The sequence below is a fragment of the Cedecea neteri genome, from assembly GCF_000757825.1.
Lineage (GTDB): Bacteria > Pseudomonadota > Gammaproteobacteria > Enterobacterales > Enterobacteriaceae > Cedecea > Cedecea selenatireducens.
In genome coordinates, this window is record NZ_CP009451.1 from 3,808,426 (window position 1) to 3,830,624 (window position 22,199).

Here is a 22,199-nt window from a genome sequence, read left to right on the forward strand (position 1 = left end):
GCTTAGACGTCTAAATAATAATGACCTCAGTTGCAAACATAAAGCAGCGCTAACGGCTGGAGAGATAATGATTCGCGCCATTGTTACCGATATTGAAGGCACCACCAGCGACATTCGCTTTGTGCACAACATCCTGTTCCCGTATGCCCGCGAACGCCTCGCAGGTTTTGTTCGCGCGCAACAGAATGAAATTGCCCCAATACTCAACGACCTGCGGGCGGAAATTAATGAACCACAGGCGGATATTGATCGGCTGATTGAGACGTTGTTTAGCTTCATGGATGTAGATCGTAAATCTACCGCGCTTAAAGCGCTGCAGGGCCTCATCTGGCGCGATGGCTACGTGAATGGAGACTTCACCGGCCATCTCTATGATGATGTTCTGCCCGCGCTGAAGGCCTGGAAACAGCAGGGCATTGCCCTGTATGTCTATTCGTCTGGCTCGGTGGCGGCGCAGAAGCTGCTCTTTGGCTACAGCGACGCCGGGAATATTACCGATTTGTTCAGCGGCTATTTTGATACCCACGTTGGGGCCAAGCGAGAAGTGCAGTCCTACCGCAACATCGCGGAACAGGCCGGCGTGGCGCCAGAAGAGCTGCTGTTCTTGTCCGATATTCACCAGGAGCTGGATGCTGCGCGGGAAGCCGGTTGGCAAACCGTGCAGCTGATTCGCGGCGAGGCCGATGAAACAAGCAGCCATCGCCAGGTAAACCGTTTCGACCACATTAATCCGGAGTCGTTTTCTTCATGAGCGCATTGACCATTTTTACCGATACCGAAGCAAAGGAGCCGGTATGGCACAGCACGGACGCGCAAGAAATTCGCGAGCAGCTGAACGCAAAAGACGTGCGTTTTGAGCGCTGGGAAGCGAACCAGGATTTAGGGGCTAATCCGACGTCGGAGACGGTGATCGGGGCCTACCAGCACGCTATCGACAAGCTGGTGGCGGAGAAGGGCTATCAGAGCTGGGACGTTATCAGCCTGCGGGCGGACAACCCACAGAAAGACGTGCTGCGGACCAAGTTCCTGTCCGAGCATACCCACGGCGAAGACGAAGTCCGTTTCTTTGTAGAAGGCGCGGGGCTGTTCTGCCTGCATCTGGACGACAAGGTGTATCAGATCCTATGCGAGAAGAATGATTTGATTTCCGTCCCGGCCGGAACGCCGCACTGGTTTGATATGGGGTCAGAGCCGCACTTTACCGCGATTCGTATTTTCGATAATCCGGAAGGCTGGGTGGCTCATTTTACCGGTGATGCGATTGCGGATGCTTATCCACGGTTGCCGTAGTTGATGAGTTGAGTTTTTTGCCGGAAGGGCTGTTATTTTTCTTTAAAAATCTTCCGGGAGAGCTCTTAGGTCCAGTCATTGTTCCGTTCACCCGTAGATCGATTTCCCCTGCATGTTCAGCACACGGTGAACGTGTGAGGGGGAATTACGCCATTCCCCCTCACAACCCCCGGCGCCCGGCGAGCTCATCGCCGCTGAAGCGGTAAACCCACCGGCTATCACCCAAACATTCGGGGTCGATGAGAGCCGGGGAGCAATTCCACCCTCACCCCGGCCCTTATGTCTTGAACTTCCCCGCCAGTGCGGGGAAGATCCCCGACTGATCATCGGGAGGTTGCCGGTGAGCATCCCCTGGCCCTGGTGCTTCCGAGCCCGTGGGAGAGATTATGCCCCGGCAACCTTATTCCCTGTCGCCTCAAGACCGAACGGTATCCTGTGCCTCTGAGCACCCACATATAAGGATGGTCTGGCGATATTATTCATAAGGTTACGGAGAATCAGATGACCCTCACTTCTGTCGGCGTTGATATTGCTAAGCTAAAATTTGATGTCGCTGTCCTGCTGCCTGGTCAGAAATACAAAACTAAAAAGTTTGCTAACACGCCTGCGGGATGTCGTGAGTTTATTCACTGGCTGACCCGCTTTGGGGACTGTCATGTCTGTATGGAAGCGACGGGCAGCTACAGCACGGAACTCGCCACGGCATTGTCCGATGGCGGCTATCGCGTCAGCCTGGAAAACCCTGCCCGCATTCATGCCTTCAGTAACACCGAACTGACCCGAAACAAAACGGATAAAAGCGATGCCGCCCTGATAGCAAGGTATTGTGCCCTGTATCAGCCAGCCCAATGGCATCCGGCTCCTCTCAGCCAGCGACAGCTGACCGCGCTGGTGCGGCATCTTAAAAATCTTGAAGAGATGCGTCAGATGGAAGAGAACAGGCTGGAGGCCGCAGATAAGGTCATCACTGGCTCGTTAAAAGAGCACATCGCCACGCTGGATGAACTGATAAAAGAAACCAAAAAGAAAATCAGACAGCACATTGATGATGACCCGGACCTGAGAAAAGACAAAGCGCTGCTGGAGAGTATCCCGGGAGTGGGAGATGTGCTGAGTACGAGTCTTCTGGCCTTCGCAGGAAACCTGAGGCGGTTCAGGAGCAGTAAGGCTCTGGTGGCTTATGCAGGGCTGAACCCACGACGTTGTGAGTCCGGGATGTGGAAGGGAAAGAGCAGGTTGTCAAAAGTGGGGAGCCGTGAGCTGCGTAGCGTGCTGTATATGCCTACGGTAGTGGCGGGAAGATGTAATGAAGTGGTGAAAGACCTGATGACCCGGATGGCGAGCAGGGGGAAGACAGGCAAAGAACGCGTGTGTGCAGGAATGAGAAAGCTGCTACAGCTGGCTTATGGGGTGGTGAAATCAGGGCGTGAATTTAACGCTGAAATACCGCTTGCCGGATAACCGACAAGACGGTATCTCTCCCAGAGGGAGAGGGGGAAAACAGCCAACGTAGAACATTTTTTATTCCCTCTCCCTTCCAGGGAGAGGGTTAGGGTGAGGGTAAAAATAAGAAGCGAGGCACGGTTCCGGCTTAAATCGCCTCCGTTTTCTCTCCGACTGGCCAGGGTCCGGCCGTCGGGAACGGCCGGAGGCTGAGAGCGTCGTTGCTCCTGCATAAACGTCGTATTTGCGAGTAAAAGGCTGCTCCCTGCACTGATAGCATCCCCTGTGGGGAGAAGGTCAGGATGTGGGGCATTATTTTTGAGGCAAAAATACCCCATCCCGGACCTGCTTCGGCGTTACTACGCCCGTATCCAGAATCCAGCCGCTAATTAACTCTGCCGGAGTCACGTCGAACGCCGGGTTGTACACCGTGGCATTTTCAGGTGCCCAGTGCACGCTACCAAAACTGCCCGTTACGCCGGTCACTTCACCTGCCGCTCGCTGCTCAATAGGAATGGCCTCGCCGTTCGGACAGTTTCTGTCCAGCGTGGTATGCGGGGCGGCAACGTAGAACGGAATATCGTGATAATGCGCCAGCACGGCCAGGCTATAGGTGCCGATTTTATTAGCCACGTCACCGTTCGCGGCGATGCGGTCAGCGCCTACCCAGATAGCATCCACCTGCTTTTTCGCCATCAGGCTGGCGGCCATTGAATCGCAAATCAGCCGGTAAGGAATGCCAAGTTCACCGAGTTCCCATGCCGTGAGCCTGCCGCCCTGCAGCAGCGGGCGCGTTTCATCTACCCAGACGCTGGCGACGTGGCCTTCATTAAACGCGCGCTGGATGACGCCCAGCGCAGTACCTACGCCTGCGGTAGCAAGGCCGCCGGTGTTGCAGTGGGTCAACAGGCGGCTGCCAGGTTTCACCAGCGCTGCGCCTGCACGGGCTATGTTGTCGCACAGCACTTTATCTTCCGCCACCAGCCGCAGAGCCTCTTCCCCCAGGGCTGCAACAAAGTTTTCCTGGGCCAGCGCCTGCTTCATGCGGTCGAGGTTATTCATCAGGTTAACCGCCGTCGGGCGGGAAGCGCGCAGGGTTTCCAGCGCCTCGGCGAGCTGGGGCTTTGTAAGTCCTTGCTCTGCCAGCAGCGCCAGCAGCAGGCTGGCGGAAAGACCAATCAGCGGCGCACCACGCACGCTAAGAGCATGAATATGGCTGACCAGTTGGCCAACGGTATGGGCCGGGAGCCAGTTTTTCTGCTGCGGCAGCGCCTGCTGGTCGAGGATCCAAAGCTGGTTATCACGCACTTCAAGGCTGGTGGTTTTTAAATTATGCATTCGTGTTAATTCCATGTTGCGTTGTTGCGGTATATTGTGCCAACATGACTTCCGGATGTATAGACGTCCAAACGTCTTAATTTACTTTATTTTCTGAGAGGATCGCCATGTCGCAATACCGCACTTTTACCGCCGCTGACGCAGTGGCTTATGCTCAACAGTTTGGCGGGCTGCAGACGCCGTCTGAGCTGGTGGAGGCGCAGGAAGTGGGCGACGGCAACCTTAATCTGGTGTTTAAAATCTTTGATACCCAGGGCGTTAGCCGGACGATCGTGAAGCAGGCGCTGCCGTATGTGCGCTGCGTGGGCGAGTCCTGGCCGCTGACGCTGGATCGTGCTCGTCTTGAGGCGCAAACCCTGGTGGAGCACTATCAGCACAGCCCTGAGCACACGGTAAACGTGGTGCATTACGACCCGGCGCTGGCGGTGATGGTGATGGAAGATCTCTCCAGCCATCGCATCTGGCGCGGCGAGCTGGTGAAGGGCGTTTATTATCCTCAGGCGGCAAGCCAGCTTGGGGAATATCTGGCAAAGACGTTGTTCCACACCTCGGATTTCTACCTGCATCCGCATGATAAGAAGGCGCTGGTTTCCCGTTTTATCAATGCTGAAATGTGTGAAATCACCGAGGATCTGTTCTTTAACGACCCGTATCAGATCCATGAGCGTAATAACTACCCGGCCGCGCTGGAGCAGCAGATCGCCGCGCTGCGTAGCGATAACGCTCTAAAGCTGGCCGTGGCTCAGCTAAAACATAAATTCTTCTCCAGCGCCGAAGCGTTGCTGCACGGTGATATCCACAGCGGCTCAATTTTCGTGGCGGAAGGCAGCCTGAAAGCCATCGACGCCGAGTTTGGCTACGTTGGCCCTATTGGGTTTGATATTGGCACCGCCATCGGCAACCTGCTGCTGAACTACTGCGCGCTGCCGGGGCATTTTGGCCCACGTGATGCGGCCAGCCAGCGCGAGCAACGGCTGAAAGATATTCAGGAGATTTGGCTGAGCTTCTCCGGGCACTTTACGACGCTTGCTCGCGCCAAAACGCGCGACGCAGCGCTGGCGACGGAAGGATATGCCGAACACTATCTGCAAAAAGTTTGGGTAGATGCGGTAGGCTTCTGTGGCGCCGAGCTGATTCGCCGCTGCGTGGGTTTGTCCCATGTCGCCGATCTGGAAAGTATTGAAGATGAGGCGACTCGCCTGGCCTGTGTCAGCCACGCGATTGAGCTGGGCAAATTCCTGATTCTGATTGCCGACCAGGTGAATTCAGTGGATGAGTTTATTGCGAGAGTTCGGCAGAAGGGGTGAGTTTTCTTCTGTCATGTTCGCTTTAATCAAGGACTATGCGGGTCTGGTGAACGGAATTTCATCCATATCCACATGAAAATCAGCGCTCACAAAGAAATTGCCTCTAAATCGTAGGGCTACCCCAAATACTCGATAATCGACAACCCACCGTTATAATCCGTGCTGTACACAATCCCTTGCGCATCCACAAATACATCACATGACTGGATTACCTGCGGGCGGCCAGGGCGGGTATCCATCATTCTTTCCGGGGCGGCTGGCACTAGCGCACCGGTTTCTACCGGGCGGTATGGGTTCGAAATATCGTAGGCACGCACGCCCGCGTTCTGATAAGTCGCGAAAATCAACGTATCGCTGATAAAACTGCCGGGGCGGTTTTCGTGCAGGTTATGCGGGCCGAAGTGCGCGCCTTTCGCCACATAATCAATTTCATCCGGCTGCGGGAACGTGGAGATGCTGACCGGGTTTGCAGGGTCACGAATATCAAACAGCCAAATCAGCTTCTCGCCGTCCTCCTGGTTGTCCAGCACCGCTTCGTCGAGCACCACCAGCAGATCCCGGTTCGGCAGCGGCAGCGCCGTGTGAGTACCGCCGCCAAACGGCGGGCTCCAGTTGCGGTGGCTGATGAGCTGCGGCTGCGAGCGGTCAGACACGTCCAGCAGCGTCAGGCCACCGTCGCGCCAGCTGGCATACGCCGTGTCGCCGCTGATAATCGCGTGGTGTAACGCATAGCGTTTCCCTTCCGGCCAGGTCGGTTGTTCACCTGCGGCGGTGTTCATCCCCGGCAGCCACCAGTTGCCCGCCACCTGCGGATTGAGTGGGTCGGCGAGGTCGATAGTCAGGAAAATGTAATCGCTAAAACCGTCGACCAGTGCGGAAACATAGGCCCAGCGGCCGCCCACGTACCAGCAGCGGTGAATGCCGATGCCGCTCAGCGACAGGAAGCTAATTTCTTTAGGCTTGTCAGGCGTGGAGATATCAAAAATGCGCAACCCGGCGCTCCAGCCTTTGTCCTGCACGTCGCGAACCGTTTCGCCAACCGATTTGGTGTAGTAAACCTTTTCATCGGCGAAGCGCACGTCGGCGAACAGGTCGCGGGCGTTAATCACCAGCAGCAGGTCGTCGTGTGCCTGCAGGTGAATATTCCAGGTGCCCGGCGGCGCGGGCACGAAGCCCGCCGCTTTCGGATTTTTGGGGTCGCGGACGTCAACAATCGAAAAACCCTGAGACACCATATGGCCGATGTACGCATAGCCCCGATGCACCATCAGCTGCACGCCGTCGGGTTTTCCACCCTGATCGCTATGGCCGATAAGCCGCATATTGCGGCTGTATTCGGGTTGTGGCAGTGCCATTGCGCGACTCCTTATTTATTTTTCGCTTCGAGTGTGGCAAACCACGGGGCGATAAAGTCGTCGGTCTGGCCCCAGCCCGGAATAATTTTGCTCAGCGAGGCGACGTTGACCGGGCCAGGCTGGCTCGCCAGCAGCGCCTGAGGAATAGCGGCCGCTTTAAAGTCGTAGGTTGCAGGCGTTTGCTCCCCGGCAATCTTGTACGCGACGAGGCGCACGTTGGTGGCGCCAATCAGCTTCGGATCCACCGCCACGCTGACTTTCCACGGGCTGTTGGCTTCACGCATCAGCTGAATATCCTGGTTAGAAACGTCGATGCTGTAGAGTTTAATTTCGGTGCGGCCGTTCTCCTGCAGCGCTTTATAGGCGCCCTGGCTGAAGGCGTCCCAGGTGCCCCAGATGGCGTCGATTTTACCTTTTGGGTATTTCGCCAGTATCGCGCCCACTTTGTTGGCGGTATCGCCCTGTACGTCGGAGGAAACCGCGCCGATGGACTCCAGTTCTTTAATGCCCGGGTTGGCTTTCAGCAGCTCCTGATAGGCGGCCTGGCGGCGTTCCATCGGTGGGAAACCGGCGACCCATAGCTTGATGATGTTGGCTTTGCCGTTGAAGTCTTTAACCAACTGGCCGAAGGAGAGGCCGGTCAGCGAAGCATCGTCCTGCTGGGTCACGGTCACGCCAGGAATAGTGCCGTTCACCGCGGTATCAAACACCGATACCGCAATGCCTGCAGCCACGGCTTTTTTCACCAGTTCGGTAGAGTAAGGGTCACGGCCCTGAGAAAGAATAATCCCGTCATACTTCTGGCTGATGGCCTGGTTTACAAAGTCCTGGAAGCGGGCGTCGTCGCCGTTGCTCAGGAAGGTGCTGACCTTAAAGCCCAGCTTTTTGGCCTGCTGAACCGCCCCGGCGACAAACTGCGTGGTGTTATCGTCGGAACCGAGGTTACGAATCACGGCGATGCGGACAGGACCGTCGTGCGCGGCGATTTTTTCCGGAACCGGCGTTGGCGTTGCGGCGTGGCCAGGCAGCGCGGCGAGCAGGCTAAGCGCCAGCAGTGAAGTTGTCAGTTTTTTCATGGTCGTTACCCTGTGTGAAGTGTTGTTTTAGCGTCGTTGTATGTAAGTAATCGCCAGCGCTGCAGCCAGCACCAGGCCTTTAATAATATCCATGGCGTAGTAGGGCACGGAGAGCATCACCAGCCCGTTTTGCAGCACGCCCAGAATCACCGCGCCGACCAGCGTGCCGAGCGCGTTAGGTTTGCCAGAGCCTGCCAGAGAGAAACCAATCCAGGCCGCGGCTACGGCATCCATCAGGTAGCCGCCACCGGCGTTGACCTGTGAGGAGCCAATACGCGAGGCCAGCAGAATGCCGCCTAAGCCCGCCAGCAGCGAGGCCAGCACGTAGGCCGCCACGCGATAGCGAGTGGTACGTATGCCGGACAGACGAGCCGCCTCCGGGTTACCGCCGATGGCGTACATCCGGCGGCCATGTTTGGTCAGAGACAGCGCAAGCTGGGCAACCAGAGTGACCACCAGCATGATGATAACGATGGTCGGCACCTGCCCGAGCAGGCCAAAGGCGGCGGGAATAGTCCCTTCGGCCATGTCACCGCTCGGCAGCACCATATTTTCGGTAATCGAGCCGCCGTAGCTGTAGGTCATCGCCACGCCCTGAATCACAAACAGGCTGGCCAGCGTGGCGAGCATGTCGGGAATTTTCAGCACCACGATCAGGAAGGCGTTAAACAGCCCGACCAGCGTGCACAGGACCAGGGTGATAAGAATGGCCTCGGTTGTGCCGAAGCCGTGCCAGACGAACAGCGAAATCACCAGCGCGTTGGCCAGCGAGGCGGTCGAGCCCACGGACAGGTCAAACCCGCCCACGGTGAGCGAGATAGACACGCCGATGGCAATCACCGTGACAATGGCGATGGAGCGCAGAATATTGATGATGTTGTTCGGTTCGAGGAAGCTGTCGGACGCGATGCCGAACAGCGCCACCAGGGCGACCACGGTGAGCAACATCCCCCATTTGTAGAGAAAGTCAAAAAGCTGCTGGCGGCCTGAAGCGCTGGCCTTAAGGGATAATGCTTTGCTCACGCGGGGGTTCCTCCGGTGGAGTAGAGTAATAAGGTTTCTTCGCTGGCCTGATGGCCGTCCAGCTCGGCGACGATACGCCCGTCCCACAGGACGCAGATGCGGTCGCACAGCCCGACCAGCTCTGCAAATTCGCCAGAGGCGTAAATCACGCCTTTTCCACGGCGAGCCAGCTGGTCAATCAGCACGAAGAGATCGGTTTTGGCTTTGATGTCCACGCCTTTGGTCGGCTCGTCAAAAATCAGCACGTCGGCTTCGTTGCGCAGCCATTTGCCGATGGCCACTTTTTGCTGATTGCCGCCGGAAAGGCGACGCAGCGTTTGCGTCGGGCCGCTGGTGCGAACGCCCAACTGCTTAATCGTCTCTTCTGCCCAGCGTTTTGCTTTACGGTGGTTGAACAGCCCCCAGCGGGTAAACTGGCTATCTGAGCTGACGGCAAGGTTCATGGTGACCGACTCGTCGATAAAAATGCCTTCTTTGCGGCGCTCTTCCGGCACCAGCACGATGCCGCGAGTAACCGAGTCTGCCGGGTCAGTCGGGCGCCAGTTCTTGCCTTTTAATTCACCGCGCTCAAGCGTGCTACGGGTGGCGCCAAACAGCGCTTTGCAAAGCTCCGTTTTCCCGGCGCCTGCCAGGCCAGCAATGCCCAGAATTTCGCCTTTGCGCAGCCGCAGCGAGATGTCGCGCAGCAGCGAATCGTCATGCAGACCTTCCACCGCCAGCAGCGTGTCGCCCTCAAACGGCGGGCGGTGAGGGGGATAAATATCTTCGAGCTGGTGGCCCAGCATTTTCTCGACAATCTCTTCGCCGCTGAGGTGCCCCATCGGGCCGCTGTCCACCAGTTTGCCGTCGCGCAGAACCGTCATCTGGTCACAAATCGCTTTCAGCTCGTGGATGCGGTGGGAGATAAACACCACGCCGATGCCGCCTTGCTGCAGCCTCTGCACGACGCGGAAAAGATGTTCGCTTTCCTGGCTGTCTAATGGGGCAGTGGGCTCATCGAGGATCAGAAAACGGCAGTGATGAGAGAGCGCCCGCGCCAGCAGGATTTGCTGTTTTTCCGCCAGGGTGCATTGCTCAATGCGTTTTTTGACGTCTATCGCCACGTCGAGCTGTGCCAGTGCGGCGCGAGCCTGTTGATAAATTTTCGACCAGCGATAGACATGCCCCGCCTCCGCCAGCTTATCGAGCATGATGTTTTCCGCCACGCTGAGGCCGGGTACCAGCGCAACATCCACCTCCTGCTGAACCAGATGGATCCCCAGAAGTTTGGCGTCACGCGGGCTGCGGATTGTTACCGCTTCACCGTCGATCAGGATCTCGCCCTGATAATGGTCGTGGGCACCGGAAAGCACCGCCATCAGCGTGGATTTCCCCGCACCGTTTGCGCCGGTCAAAGCATGTACCGAGCCGCCATCCAGCCGGAAGTTCACCCGACTCAACGCGTTAAAGCCCGCGAAGGCGATAGAGATTTCTCGCATCTCAAGGCGGTCAGGCGTAGTCATAGCGTCGGCGGCTTCCGGGTTTAATGAATTGATCTGTCGAATTTTTAGCGGCCTTCTGGGTTGCGGGCAATGAACGAAAAGACATAAGATAAAGCAAAATGATATTAGCCGTCCAGATGTCTGGACATATCATCGGCATAGAATATATCCCGCCAGCGAAGAAAAGGAAATGCATCATGACCAGCACCGCTATCCGCGTGGTTACCGGCCCCGCTAACTACTATTCACATCCCGGCAGCCTGGCCCGCCTGACCGAGTTTTACAGCGAAGAGCAGCTGAACAACGCGGTATGGATTTATGGCCAGCGTGCCTTTGAGGCGGCTCGTCCCTTCCTGCCGGAAGCCTTTTCGCTGCCGGGTGCAAAGCATATTCAGTTTGGTGGGCACTGCAGCGAAAGCGATGTGCAGAAGCTGGTAGCCGAGTCCGGTGAGCGACAGGTGGTGATTGGTATCGGCGGCGGCGCGCTGCTGGATACGGTGAAAGTGGTGGCTCGCCGTTTGAATGCGCCGGTGGTGGCTATTCCGACCATCGCGGCAACCTGCGCGGCCTGGACGCCGCTGTCCGTGTGGTACAACGACGCCGGGCAGGCGCTGCGCTTCGAGATTTTCAACGATGCAAACCATCTGGTGCTGGTGGAGCCTGAAATTATCCTGCGTGCGCCGCAGGAGTACCTGTTGGCGGGGATCGGCGACACGCTGGCGAAATGGTATGAAGCGGTGGTGCTTAGCCCGCAGCCGGAAAAATTGGCGCTCACGGTGCGCCTCGGCATTGGGGCCGCGCTGGCTATCCGCGACGTTCTGCTCCAGAGCAGCGGGCAGGCGCTGGAAGATCAAAACCGCGGTGAGCTAAGCCAGGCGTTTCTGGATGTGGTCGAGGCGATTATTGCCGGAGGCGGTATGGTGGGGGGCCTGGGCGAGCGCTATACCCGCGTTGCCGCCGCACATGCCGTACATAACGGCCTGACGACGCTGCCGCAAACCGATCGTTTCCTGCACGGTACAAAGGTGGCCTACGGAATCCTGGTGCAGAGCGCATTGCTGGGGCAGGACGACGTTCTGGCACAGCTCACGCAGGCGTATAAGCGTTTCAATTTGCCCACAAAACTGGCGCAGCTGGATGTCGATATTCAAAATCGTGCCGACCTGGATAAGGTGATTGCCCGCACTTTGCAGGCGGGTGAATCTATTCACGCCCTGCCGGTGGCGCTGTCGCCAGAGATTTTGCTGGCGGCGCTGGAGAAAGTGGAGAGGTTGTAGGGGGGGAATTTCGAATATACAGGTGTAGTGAATATTCCGTTCACTCCCAGTCCTGGGTCGGCTGAGATGCGTTCCCGACGCTCTCAGCCTCCGGCCGTTCCCGACGTCCGGACCCTGGCCAGTCGGAGAGAAAACGGAGGCGATTTAAGCCGGAACCGTGCCTCGCTTCTTATTTTTACCCTCACCCTAACCCTCTCCCTGGAAGGGAGAGGGAATAAAAAATGTTCTACGTTGGCTGTTTTCCCCCTCTCCCTCTGGGAGAGGGCCGGGGTGAGGGTGGAATTGCTCCCCGGCTCTCATCGCCCCCGGTGATGACCCAAGTCAGGGGAAATTGATCTACAGGTGAACGTAACAACGACAGAGCCAAGAGTTCTCCCTCAATATTTTGAGCGGTAGTCCTCTGGGAGAGAGGCTTCAGCCTAAATGCAGCTCCCGCACCAAACTAAACGCCTGCTTCATATGCTCCTCGCTGACGATAAACGCCCTCAGCTGCTGCGCGGCGTCCGTCCCTTTGGCTATCAGCCCTTGCTGGCTGGCGGTAATCTGCCAGGTCAGGTCGTGACGCTGGGTTTCGCCGGCCAGGTGCAGCGGCATTTCCGGCGTTTTCACCTTGACCAGCATCGCCGGAAGGGAAAGTGCGTCTTTCGCGCCGAGCAGGTTTTTCGCCAACGTCATGGCGCAGAGCTGAATGGGCTGCAGGAATGCCAGCACTTTACCGTCGATTTCCGCGCAGTCTCCAAGGGAGTAAATATCCGTGTCAGAAGTTTGCAACTGGCTGTTCACCTTGATGCCACGGTTAACGTCGAGCCCCGCGTGCTGCGCCAGGCCAACGTTCGGACGCAGGCCGATGGCGGAAACCACCGCATCAACATACAGTTTACGGCCGTTATTGAGCGTGGCACATAGCCCCGGCTCCGTCTGGTTTACCGCCTCGAGCCGCTGGTTAAACAGCAGCTCGACGCCCATCTGCGTCAGGCGAGACTGCAGGCGGCCGCTGACCTCCGGCGGGAGGAGGGAAGCCATCAGATGGCTGGCGTTATCCACCAGCACGACCTCTTTCCCTGCGCGGCAGAAGTCCATCGCCAGCTCGCTGCCGATCAGCCCACCGCCGAGGATCATCACCCGCCGGGCGCCACGCAGCCGCGTTTCACAGGCCAGGTATTCCTGCTGGCTGTTCAGCGTCAGCATTAGCTCTTTGCCTGCTATTGGTGGCAAAAGGGCGGCGGAGCCGGTCGCCAGCACCAGTTTGTCGTAGTGCCATTGCTGCTCGCCGCATTTCACCCGCTTGTTTTTCGGGTCGATGCTGCTGACCCAGCTGTTGGCGTGCAGCGTCAGGTTGAACTGCTCCGCAAACGCTCCGGCCTGCTGGCGGGTCATCGCTTCGGCACGCTGATTTAAGCTCATCACGTGGCTCAGATCCGGCTTGTTGTACTCGTCGGCGCTGTCGGCGGCAATCAGCCGGATAGGCACCTCTGCGCTGTGTTTACGGATATTTTTCACCAGCTGGCGGGCGGCAAAGCCCGAGCCGATGATCGCGATGCCGTTGTTCATTTGGCCTCCGTTGCCAGTTCGTCGAAGACATCTTTGCCCAACGAGCATTCAGGGCACAGGAAGCTGTCCGGCACTTCGCTCCACGGGGTGCCAGGTTCAACGGCCTGCATCGGTTCGCCCAGGGCCGGGTCGTAAATCCACTGGCAAACGCTGCACTGCATGCAGGGACCGAGGTCGACGCTGTCGGATACTGGCGCAGCTTCTGAAACTACTGGTGCGGCGGTCATAGCGCTGTGGGTCACTGGCAGCGGGGAGAGCGCCCACTGGCGGGCTATTTCGCGGCCATGCTCGCGGCACAGCGCCAGCGCATTGCCGTCCGGGCGCCATTTCGCCTTCAGGCTGAGGGACATTTCAAAGCCTGCGTCCTGCAGGCGGGTAGAAAGGCGGTCTACCGCGCCGCCGCTCCAGCCGTGGGAGCCGAAGGCGCTGGCGCGTTTGTTGCGAAAGCGCAGCCCGGTTATCTCTTCCACCAGCCCGGCGATCTTCGGCATCATCACGTTGTTCATGGTGGAGGTGCCGACCAGCACGCCTTTGGAGCGGAACACGTTGGTCAGGATTTCGTTTTTATCGCTGCGGGCCACGTTGAAGATTTTCACCGCCACGCGTGGGTCAACTTCGTGGATCCCCTGGGCGATAGCGTCGGCCATCATACGGGTGTTGTTCGACATGGTGTCGTAGAACAGCGTGATGCGATCTTCCTGGTAATCCGCAGCCCATTTCAGGTACAGCTCAACGATTTGGGTTGGATTCTCGCGCCACACCACGCCGTGGGAGGTCGCAATCATATCCACCGGCAGGTTGAAGCCGAGGATTTCGGTAATTTTCGGCGTCACCAGGCGGCTGAACGGCGTCAGGATGTTGGCGTAGTAGCGCTGGCACTGCTCGAACAGCTCGGTCTGGTCCACTTCGTCGTTAAACAGGTGCTCGTCGCAGTAGTGCTGGCCGAAGGCGTCGTTGCTGAACAGCACTGCGTCGCCGGTCATGTAGGTCATCATGCTGTCCGGCCAGTGCAGCATTGGCGTTTCGACAAAGATAAGCTGTTTGCCATTGCCTATCTCCAGGCTGTCGCCGGTTTTCACCACGTTAAAGTTCCACTCCGGGTGATGGTGGTGGCCGTTAATAGAATCGATGCCGTTTGCCGTACAGTAGATGGGCGTGTTCGGGATGCGTGACATCAGCTCGGTCAGCGCCCCGGCGTGGTCTTCTTCCGCATGGTTGATAATGATGTAATCGAGCGTATTAAGGTCGATCTCACGCTCAAGGTTCTGCACAAACTCACGGCTGAACTTATGGTCGACGGTGTCGATCAGGACGGTTTTTTCTTCACGGATGAGATAGCTGTTATAGCTGCTGCCGCGCAGCGTTTTGTATTCGGTACCGTGAAAATCACGCACTTCCCAGTCACGTTGCCCAACCCACTGAATGTTGTTTTTAACCTGAATAGCCATTGAGAACCTCATTGATGTCATAGCGTTAAGTGCTTCAATGACTGTTCTATAGCGAGTATCGTGCCAACTTTTTAACTTGTTGATTTTAGTTGTTTTATTATTTCTCTTGCCGTTTTTCATTGTCATAATGACATTGTTGATTTTGGTCATTATGACTCTGTTGTTTGTCATTTTGACTACTCAGGCGTAAGCTGAACTCCCCGTTTTCCCCGGAGCCTCATCATGAGCCTGTCGATGTCTTCTCTCGCCGCCATTGCAATCGAACTGCAAAGCGGCATCAGCCATTCTGATCGCTTTTCTCGCGTTATCCGCACGCTGCGAAAGCTGCTCGGCGGCGATGCCACGGCGCTGCTGCGCTACGAGTCGCGCCATTTTTACCCGCTGGCGATAGACGGCCTGGCTGTCGACGTGCTGGGGCGGCGCTTTGCCGTTGACGCTCACCCACGCCTGGAGGCTATCGCCCGCGCAGGTGACGTGGTGCGTTTTCCGGCCGACAGCGAGCTGCCCGACCCGTACGACGGCCTTATTCCCGAACACGAAGACCTCAAGGTTCATGCCTGCCTGGGGCTGCCGCTGTTTGCCGACCAGAATCTTATCGGGGCGCTGACCGTGGACGGCATGGATCCTCACCAGTTCGACGGCTTCAGCGATGAGGAACTCAGGCTGATTGGCGTGCTGGCTTCCGGGGCGCTGAATAACGCCCTGCTGCTCGAACAGCTTGAGAAGCAAACGCCGGAAGGCACGGTGCAGCCCGCCATTGCGCGCGGCGTGGTGGGGGAGATGATTGGCCGCTCGCCGGGCATCATCCAGTTGAAAAAAGAGATCGGGATTGTTGCCGCCTCGGATCTCAACGTGCTGATCACCGGCGAAACGGGCGTCGGCAAAGAGCTGGTGGCGCGGGCGATTCATGCCGGTTCTGCAAGGGCGGCGAACCCGCTGGTTTACCTTAACTGCGCCGCACTGCCGGAAAGCGTGGCGGAGAGCGAGCTGTTCGGCCATGTGAAAGGTGCTTTCACCGGCGCAATTCACCACCGTACCGGTAAGTTTGAAATGGCGGATAACGGCACGCTGTTCCTGGACGAGATAGGTGAGCTGCCGCTGGCATTGCAGGCCAAGCTGCTGCGCGTGCTGCAGTACGGCGATATCCAGCGCGTGGGCGATGATCGCAGCCAGCGGGTGGATGTCCGGGTGCTGGCCGCCACTAACCGCGATCTGCGCCAGCAGGTGGTTGCCGGGGCGTTTCGCGCAGACTTGTTCCACCGCCTGAGCGTCTTTCCTCTGCACGTTCCACCGCTGCGTGAGCGAGGGGGCGATATTGCGCTGCTGGCCGGTTTTTTCTGCGAGCAAAGTCGCGTGAAAATGGGGCTTAAGCAGGTGGTGCTGAGCGAAGCTGCGCGCGTGCAGCTTGCACAGTACGGCTGGCCGGGGAACATCCGCGAGCTGGAGCATGCCATTTACCGCGCTATTGTGCTGGCTCGTGCCGGTCATCCGCAGGGAGAGCTTGTCCTGCTGCCCCAGCACTTCCAGCTTTCCGGCCAGGCGGATGGTGCATTCCCCGAGCCGGAAACCTTAACTCAAACGCCTCCTTCGGCCAGCCTGCGCGAAGCTACCGATGCGTTTCAGCGCGTCAGAATTATTGCAGCGCTTGCGGGCAACGGTAATAACTGGGCGGCTAGCGCCCGGCAGCTGGGTGTAGACGTTGCCAACCTGCATCGGCTGGCGAAGCGGCTGGGGGTGAAGTAACCCCTGTAAGCCTTTACGGCAGGGTGTCAGGTTGCTGTCGGCTTGATGTCGTGTTGCTGTCGTGTTGAAGTGGTGCGGGCCAGGCCATAGTCAGGGCGGGTTAAATCATTCGAGGATCTCAGCCATGAGTAACAACATTAAAGCGTTGCGTTTATCCCGCGCCTGGTCCCAGGAGCAGCTGGCCGAACTCTCTTCCCTGAGCGTCAGAACGATTCAGCGTATTGAGAACGGGGGGCAGGCAAGCCTGGAAACCATGAGCGCGATTGCCGCCGCGTTCGATCTCAACGTGACGGATTTGTACGACGATAATGAGCCGGACGGCGAGCCGGAAGATGCGCTCAATACGCGGATTATTGAGGCCAAAAAGCGTGTTGCCCGTGAGTATCGCTATTACCGTTCGCTGCTGGTGTGGGCGATTGTGTGTGCCGGTCTGGCGGTGATTAATTTGCTGACTTCGCCGGGCCAATACTGGTTCCTGTGGCCGACGCTGATTTGGGGCGCGCTGCTGGTGATGGGCGGCCTGCGCCTGTTCCTGCTGAAGGGCTGGCTGGAAAAACGCCAGCAGCAGCGCCTGCAGCAGATATTGCGCAAGTAGTTAGCCAATAGCGCGATTGCGTGCAATCCAGTCGATAAAGGCCTGTTTAGGCAGGGCTTTGCTGTAAAGCCAGCCCTGCCCCCAGGCCACGCCGTGCTCGCGCAGCCACGCGGCCTGTGAAGCGGTTTCAATCCCTTCGGCGAGGGTCGCCAGATTCAGGGTCTTCGCCATTTCAATGATGTAAGGCGTGACGTTTTTGTACTCCAGCGCGTCGACGAACGATTTGTCGATTTTGATAATATCGACGTCCAGATCCTGCAGGTAGCTCAGGCTCGAGTAGCCGGTGCCGAAATCATCCAGGTAGATAGGGTGACCCGCCTGGCGGTATTCCGCCACGATAGGGGCGCTAACTTTCGGGTTGGCAAAGCCGCGCTCGGTAATCTCCAGCGCGATTTGCTCCGCTTTGATTTGATACTTCAGCAGCAGAGGTTTGATGACCTGCAACACCTTGTCGTTAAGCACGTCGCTCGGTGAGAGGTTGATGGAGACATGGTGGTGAGGGTGAGCGTGCAGCCAGTCACCGAGATCGGCGAAGGTCTTTTTAATCACCAGTTCGGTTATCTGCGAGATAAGCCCGGCCTGCTCGGCAATGGGGATAAAGACGTCCGGGCTGATAAAGCTGCCGTCCGGCAGACGCCAACGGATTAACGCTTCCGCCCCCACGCCTTCTCCGGTGTTTAAATCAACAATAGGCTGATATTCAAGGGTGAACTCCCGGTCGCGAATGGCATCCTGAATGCGTGCCTGGGGGGACTCAAGGCGCCGCAGCAGGCGAGTGATGAACCAGCCCGCGCTCAGGCTAAACAGAATGCCAATCGGCAGCCAGATGATCATTTGTTTGTACCAGGCCGCCTGCAGCGGGGCGCTGGGTGCCCAGGCTATCATTGCCAGCCCTAACGCCGATGAGCGGCGAATGACATAGTCATTTTGCCCGTCAGAAAACTCCTCCACGCCTTTTCCAATCTGGCTTTCCCAGCTGTCATCAGGCAGCTTTGCGTTACTGGCGATAAGCCGGTTGTGCTCCATGCCAACCATCGCGACGTCAACCGGGTTGTGGCCGAAGGGGATCACGTCGATAAAGGCTATCGGGTCTATAACCACCACGTGCTGTAATTTGCCGATATACATCATCGGGCGTTCGAAGCCGAGGTCGGTCACGTCGGTGTACCAGGCGAAGAAGCCTTTGGTGCCTTTGGTATCGGGAGGGCCAAGCTTCGCGCCGTCGTGCGTGGCTTCAAGCGAAGAGCAAACGGTGCGGTTATTGGCGAGATAGACCACTTCCTGGATGTAGCGATAGTTGAAAGCGACCCGACGCATCGCATCCAGGTGGGCGCGGGAGCAGTACTGGCCGCTGAAGCTGTTGATCTGCGTGAGCGCGGCGGTGGCCTGGTTGATGACTCTTTCGCTGCGTAACAGCGCCCGGTCGGCGTAGTTTTCCAGCTCGCTATGGAAGGTTTTCTCGGCCTTGTTGTGCGCCAGATAGATGCTAAGCAAGACCGGCAGCAGCACCGCCACGATCAGTACGCCATTGACGAGACTGACCATTTTTTTGCTTGTCATAGGTGGGTTCCGGCGTAAGGAGGTAAACGTTAGAGGTAATTTACCTGCCAGCATAGTTCAGCCGGCGCAGTAATGTTATGTTTCAGCGCAAAGCTTAGGAGCGCGCGATGAAAAAGAAAGACTTTGTGACCCAGGACTTACTGAGCAAAATTTATCAGCACAGCACGCCTGGGCCGCGCAAACTGCCGCCTGAGCGCCAGCTTGCAGAAGAGTACGGGGTTTCGCGCTTCACGATTCGCCAGGCGCTGGAAAAACTGGTCAGTATCGGCGTGGTGTCCATCGTCCAGGGTTCCGGGATCTGGATTAACGAACAGGCCCGCAATAGCCCGCTGGTTTATAACTCTATCACCGAAAAGCCCTTCGATCGCATTACCTTTCGCCTGGTCAGCCTGCATAAAAAGCTTCCCGATCGCGACGATCAGCAGATCTTTGGCCTCGGGCCCGAGGAGTTTATCTGGCAGTTTTGCCGGCTGCGGCTGGTGGATAATCAGAAAGTACAGATTGAAACGTCGCGCATGCCGGCCAAAGATTTCCCCGACCTTAACCAGAAGGCGATTGAAAGCTCCCTGCAGCAATATGTTTTAAGCAAGGGATACCGGATTTCGCATTTGTTGACCCGCTACCAGGCCATAGCGGTTAATAAAGAGCAGGCGCAGCTGCTGGAGTGCAAGAAGGGGCTGCCCGCAATGCAGATAAGCAACCGTGGGATCCTTGAAGGGGGACGGGTGTTTGAAATCAGCGATATTGTCGATATCGATTATTCCTGCACCTACGTCATCCCCTTTAACCACGATAATCTGGTTCGCCGTAAATCCTCTTAGGGCGTATGTATTGCGCCGTTGGGCAGACGGCTTTGTGTCCATTCATGCGGGCGATATTCTACCGGGAAACGTTCCGCCTGTTCCCTGTCAAACCCCACGCCAATACCCGGTTTTTCCAGAGGGTACATGTAGCCTTGTTCCGCGATCGGTGCGCCAGGGAACACGGCGGCGGTATTCTCTTTGACGGGAATAAATTCCTGAATCGCCGCGTTATGCAGATGAATATTCAGGTGAGTATTCACCGCTACGGCGATGGGCGTCATGTCCGGCGGCCCGTGCCAGGCCAGGCGTACCCCAAAGGCCTGGCAGAGTACCGCCAGTTTGAGCGCCGGAGTAATCCCGCCGATTTGCGAGACGTGACAGCGGATAAAATCGATGCGTCGATTCACAATAAGATCGTGCCATTCCGCCGGGTTATTGAACAGCTCGCCCATCGCCAGCGGCACGGAAGAGTGGTTACGCACCTGTTCCAGCCACGCGCTTTGCTGCGGCGGCAGAATGTCCTCGATAAACCACGGCTGATACGGTTCCAGCGCCTTAGCCAACTGAATGGCCTGCTGCGGGAATAGCCGTTCGTGAACGTCGTGCAGGATATGGAACCGATGGCCGTATTTCTCACGCAGCGCGCGGAACATTTCCACCGTGTTGGCCATATATTCATCCTGGTCATAGTACGCGCCAGGCGTGGGGGTTTTAGTCTGGTGCATGCCCTGCGGCGTGCCGCCGTAGAACCCCAGCTGGCAGCGAATGTACCTGTACCCTTGCGCCAGAAGCTTTTCCACTTCCTGATAGAGCCCTTCGAGCGTTTCGCTGGCGGCGTGGCTGTAAACCGCAATGGCGTCCTTCGATTTGCCGCCTAAAAGCTGGTAAAGCGGCATATGGGCCAATTGACCTTTGATGTCCCAAAGTGCCATATCCACGCCGGCGATGGCGTTGTTCATGATCGGGCCGTTTCGCCAGTAGGCGTTGACCGTCATCATCTGCCACAGGTCTTCGATGTGGTTAGCATCGCGGCCAATCAGCAGCGGCTTGAGGTATTCATCGACCAGGGTTTTTACCGCCAGCGGCCGCTGCTGGAATGTCGCGCAGCCGAGGCCGGTAACGCCTTTGTCGGTTGTGACCCGCACCGTCACCAGGTTGTGTCGGTCCGGCTTAGTAATAAAGCATTCAATATTTTCGATAATTGTGGGTAGCACGAGATAGCTCCACCATCAGGCTGATGTAAACGCGGTAAATTAAGTTCTGCTATTACTATCACCCTATTTTTCCCCGCCGGTAAACGCTTTTTTTGACTCTTTTTTATTGGTCAGCTATTTCACCTATAAATGCAATAAAACCGTACCAAATGTTTGTCTTTCTCGTTTTGTTTGCTTTGTGGTGGCTAATTGTGATGCGGGTCATGTTTCATTGGTTTGTTTTTTGTTTTTTGATTCTCTACCATCAGCGGCAGTAAAACATAACAATAAACCAACACCGGGGAGTTATTCATGGGGAGTCGTGACGTCATTGCTTCTATTATTCGTCTGGTCGGCGGGACGGATAATATTAATAAAGTCTGGCACTGCATGACGCGTCTGCGTTTCGATTTAATTGATGATAATAAAGTGAACCAGGCGGAGATCAAAAAGCTGCCCGGCGTGCTGGGGGCGCAGACGCAAAGCGATCAGTTCCAGATAATCATCGGCCCGCAGGTGAACAGCTGGTACGAACAATTGAACGCTCTGCTTGGCGGCGCGAAAGAGGCCCCGGCTGCGCCCGCTGGCAAGAAAGAGCGTAAAAGCCTGGTGTCGATGTTTATGGACACGGTTTCCGGCGTTTTTGGCCCGATTGTGCCGGCGATTGCCGGGGCAGGGATGATAAAAGGCCTGCTGGCGGGGCTGGTTGCGCTCAAGCTGATCTCGGCCAAAAGCGATACGGTGATAGTTATCGATCTCATCGCCAGCGGCGTGTTTTATTTTCTGCCGTTTTTCCTGGCGATTTCCGCCGCCAGAATTTTCAAAACTAACGAATATCTCGCGGCGGCGGTGGCGGCCTGTTTAATGTATCCGTCGCTGATTGAAGCGGCGAAGGCGCTGGCCGCACATCAGGCTGGGGCAGTTGATGCTTTCTATTTTCTTAACGTGATCCCGGTTTCAGTCTTCAACTATGCTTCCAGCGTCATTCCGGTGATTTTCTCGGTGCTGGCGCTGAGCTATATCCACCGCTGGGTCGATAGCATCATGCCCGAGGTGCTGAAAACGGTGTTTACCCCCACGCTGACGCTGTTCATCGCCGCGCTGGTTGCGCTGGTGGTGATTGGCCCGCTGGGCATTTATCTGGGGAAAGCGCTGGCCTGGTTTATCGAAGGGTTATTTGGTGTTTCAGCGAGCTTTGCCGGGCTGGTGGTGGGGGCGATTCGCCCGATTGCGATTCTGACCGGAATGCACCACGCCATGACGCCGATTGCGCTGCAAAACTTCACTGACCGGGGCTATGACATGCTGATGCCGATGATGTTTATGGCCAACATGGCCATCGCCGGGGCCACCTTTGCCATCTGGCGCCAGAGCAAGTCGAAAGCGGACCGTTCAGTGGTCCTGTCGGCGGGAATTTCTGCGCTGCTGGGCATTACCGAACCGGCGCTGTTCGGCGTGTTAACCCGCTATAAGAAAGCGTTTATTGCCGCCACGATAGCCAGTTCGCTTGCCTCGGCGTTCATTGCCTTCTTCGGCGTGCGGCTGTACGGCTATATCCTGTCGAGTATCTTTAGCCTGCCCGCCTATATTGGCCCGTATTTTATCTTTGCTCTGCTGGGGGTGGCGCTTGCGCTGGGGCTGTCTTTCGTACTGACCACGGTGCTGGTGCGGGAAAAAGGCGCAGAGTCATTCTCGTCGAGAAAAAACGCTTAAAAA

The 22,199-nt window shown here is 57.1% G+C and carries 18 protein-coding genes; 9 read left to right on the forward strand and 9 right to left on the reverse strand.

Features of this window, described 5'->3' with window-relative positions; all coding sequences use genetic code 11:
- Window positions 1–67: 67 nt before the first annotated feature.
- The 3 genes from mtnC to JT31_RS17650 all read left to right on the forward strand — a co-directional run bounded on the left by mtnC (window position 68) and on the right by JT31_RS17650 (window position 2,751).
- Complete coding sequence (mtnC, locus tag JT31_RS17640) at window positions 68–751, forward strand: acireductone synthase (protein WP_038480107.1); 684 nt, start codon at window positions 68–70, stop codon at window positions 749–751.
- Window positions 748–1,290, forward strand: coding sequence for a 1,2-dihydroxy-3-keto-5-methylthiopentene dioxygenase (locus tag JT31_RS17645; protein WP_038480110.1), 543 nt, complete (start codon window positions 748–750; stop codon window positions 1,288–1,290). Before mtnC ends, JT31_RS17645 begins: the two co-directional genes overlap by 4 nt.
- A gap of 501 nt (window positions 1,291–1,791) precedes the next feature.
- Entirely contained in the window at window positions 1,792–2,751 is a 960-nt protein-coding gene (locus JT31_RS17650; RefSeq protein ID WP_038472091.1) for an IS110 family transposase, read from the forward strand.
- Between the two features lie 294 nt (window positions 2,752–3,045).
- On the opposite strand, the gene mtnA is transcribed toward JT31_RS17650, so the two are convergent.
- On the reverse strand, window positions 3,046–4,071 hold the full coding sequence (gene mtnA, locus JT31_RS17655; protein ID WP_038480113.1) for an S-methyl-5-thioribose-1-phosphate isomerase: 1,026 nt from the start codon (window positions 4,069–4,071) through the stop codon (window positions 3,046–3,048).
- Window positions 4,072–4,178: 107 nt separating this feature from the next.
- Here mtnA and mtnK point away from each other — a divergent pair, with 107 nt between their 5' ends.
- Window positions 4,179–5,378, forward strand: coding sequence for an S-methyl-5-thioribose kinase (mtnK, locus tag JT31_RS17660; protein ID WP_038480116.1), 1,200 nt, complete (start codon window positions 4,179–4,181; stop codon window positions 5,376–5,378).
- 116 nt (window positions 5,379–5,494) lie between these two features.
- Here the strand turns inward: mtnK and JT31_RS17665 are convergent, their stop codons facing one another.
- The 4 genes from JT31_RS17665 to JT31_RS17680 are packed head-to-tail and all read right to left on the reverse strand — an operon-like array spanning window position 5,495 to window position 10,334.
- Window positions 5,495–6,733, reverse strand: a complete 1,239-nt coding sequence (locus JT31_RS17665; protein WP_038480119.1) for an LVIVD repeat-containing protein — start codon at window positions 6,731–6,733, stop codon at window positions 5,495–5,497.
- Window positions 6,734–6,744: 11 nt separating this feature from the next.
- Entirely contained in the window at window positions 6,745–7,809 is a 1,065-nt protein-coding gene (locus JT31_RS17670; RefSeq protein WP_038480122.1) for a sugar ABC transporter substrate-binding protein, read from the reverse strand.
- Window positions 7,810–7,836: 27 nt separating this feature from the next.
- Window positions 7,837–8,832 (reverse strand): ABC transporter permease, encoded by a 996-nt coding sequence (locus JT31_RS17675; RefSeq protein WP_038480125.1) that lies wholly within the window; start codon window positions 8,830–8,832, stop codon window positions 7,837–7,839.
- Window positions 8,829–10,334, reverse strand: a complete 1,506-nt coding sequence (locus JT31_RS17680; protein ID WP_038480128.1) for a sugar ABC transporter ATP-binding protein — start codon at window positions 10,332–10,334, stop codon at window positions 8,829–8,831. Before JT31_RS17680 ends, JT31_RS17675 begins: the two co-directional genes overlap by 4 nt.
- A 176-nt stretch (window positions 10,335–10,510) precedes the next feature.
- On the opposite strand from JT31_RS17680, the gene JT31_RS17690 reads away from it, so the two are divergent.
- Window positions 10,511–11,590: an oxidoreductase gene (locus JT31_RS17690; RefSeq protein WP_038480135.1), complete on the forward strand. Its 1,080-nt coding sequence runs from the start codon at window positions 10,511–10,513 to the stop codon at window positions 11,588–11,590.
- 414 nt (window positions 11,591–12,004) lie between these two features.
- Here the strand turns inward: JT31_RS17690 and norW are convergent, their stop codons facing one another.
- Entirely contained in the window at window positions 12,005–13,141 is a 1,137-nt protein-coding gene (gene norW / locus JT31_RS17695; protein ID WP_038480138.1) for an NADH:flavorubredoxin reductase NorW, read from the reverse strand.
- The gene (gene norV / locus JT31_RS17700; protein WP_038480140.1) at window positions 13,138–14,589 is read right to left on the reverse strand and encodes an anaerobic nitric oxide reductase flavorubredoxin; all 1,452 of its coding nucleotides are present in this window, start codon (window positions 14,587–14,589) and stop codon (window positions 13,138–13,140) included. The genes norW and norV overlap by 4 nt, the downstream gene beginning before the upstream one ends.
- 222 nt (window positions 14,590–14,811) lie before the next feature.
- Between norV and norR the strand changes: the two genes are divergently transcribed.
- Both norR and JT31_RS17710 read left to right on the forward strand, forming a co-directional pair.
- A complete protein-coding gene (gene norR, locus JT31_RS17705) occupies window positions 14,812–16,332 on the forward strand; it encodes a nitric oxide reductase transcriptional regulator NorR (RefSeq protein WP_038480143.1) in 1,521 nt (506 codons plus the stop codon).
- Window positions 16,333–16,456: 124 nt separating this feature from the next.
- The gene (locus tag JT31_RS17710) at window positions 16,457–16,927 is read left to right on the forward strand and encodes a 2TM domain-containing protein (protein WP_038480146.1); all 471 of its coding nucleotides are present in this window, start codon (window positions 16,457–16,459) and stop codon (window positions 16,925–16,927) included.
- On the opposite strand, the gene JT31_RS17715 is transcribed toward JT31_RS17710, so the two are convergent.
- A complete protein-coding gene (locus tag JT31_RS17715) occupies window positions 16,928–18,487 on the reverse strand; it encodes an EAL domain-containing protein (protein ID WP_038480149.1) in 1,560 nt (519 codons plus the stop codon). It abuts the gene before it with no gap.
- Window positions 18,488–18,594: 107 nt separating this feature from the next.
- On the opposite strand from JT31_RS17715, the gene JT31_RS17720 reads away from it, so the two are divergent.
- Window positions 18,595–19,308, forward strand: a complete 714-nt coding sequence (locus tag JT31_RS17720) for a GntR family transcriptional regulator (RefSeq protein ID WP_038480152.1) — start codon at window positions 18,595–18,597, stop codon at window positions 19,306–19,308.
- On the opposite strand, the gene JT31_RS17725 is transcribed toward JT31_RS17720, so the two are convergent.
- Window positions 19,305–20,504 carry an enolase C-terminal domain-like protein gene (locus tag JT31_RS17725; protein ID WP_038480155.1) on the reverse strand — a complete coding sequence of 400 codons (1,200 nt, stop codon included), beginning with the start codon at window positions 20,502–20,504 and terminating at the stop codon, window positions 19,305–19,307. The two genes, JT31_RS17720 and JT31_RS17725, sit on opposite strands and share 4 nt — an antisense overlap.
- Before the next feature lie 291 nt (window positions 20,505–20,795).
- Between JT31_RS17725 and JT31_RS17730 the strand changes: the two genes are divergently transcribed.
- Entirely contained in the window at window positions 20,796–22,196 is a 1,401-nt protein-coding gene (locus JT31_RS17730; protein ID WP_038480157.1) for a PTS transporter subunit EIIC, read from the forward strand.
- Window positions 22,197–22,199 lie beyond the last annotated feature (3 nt).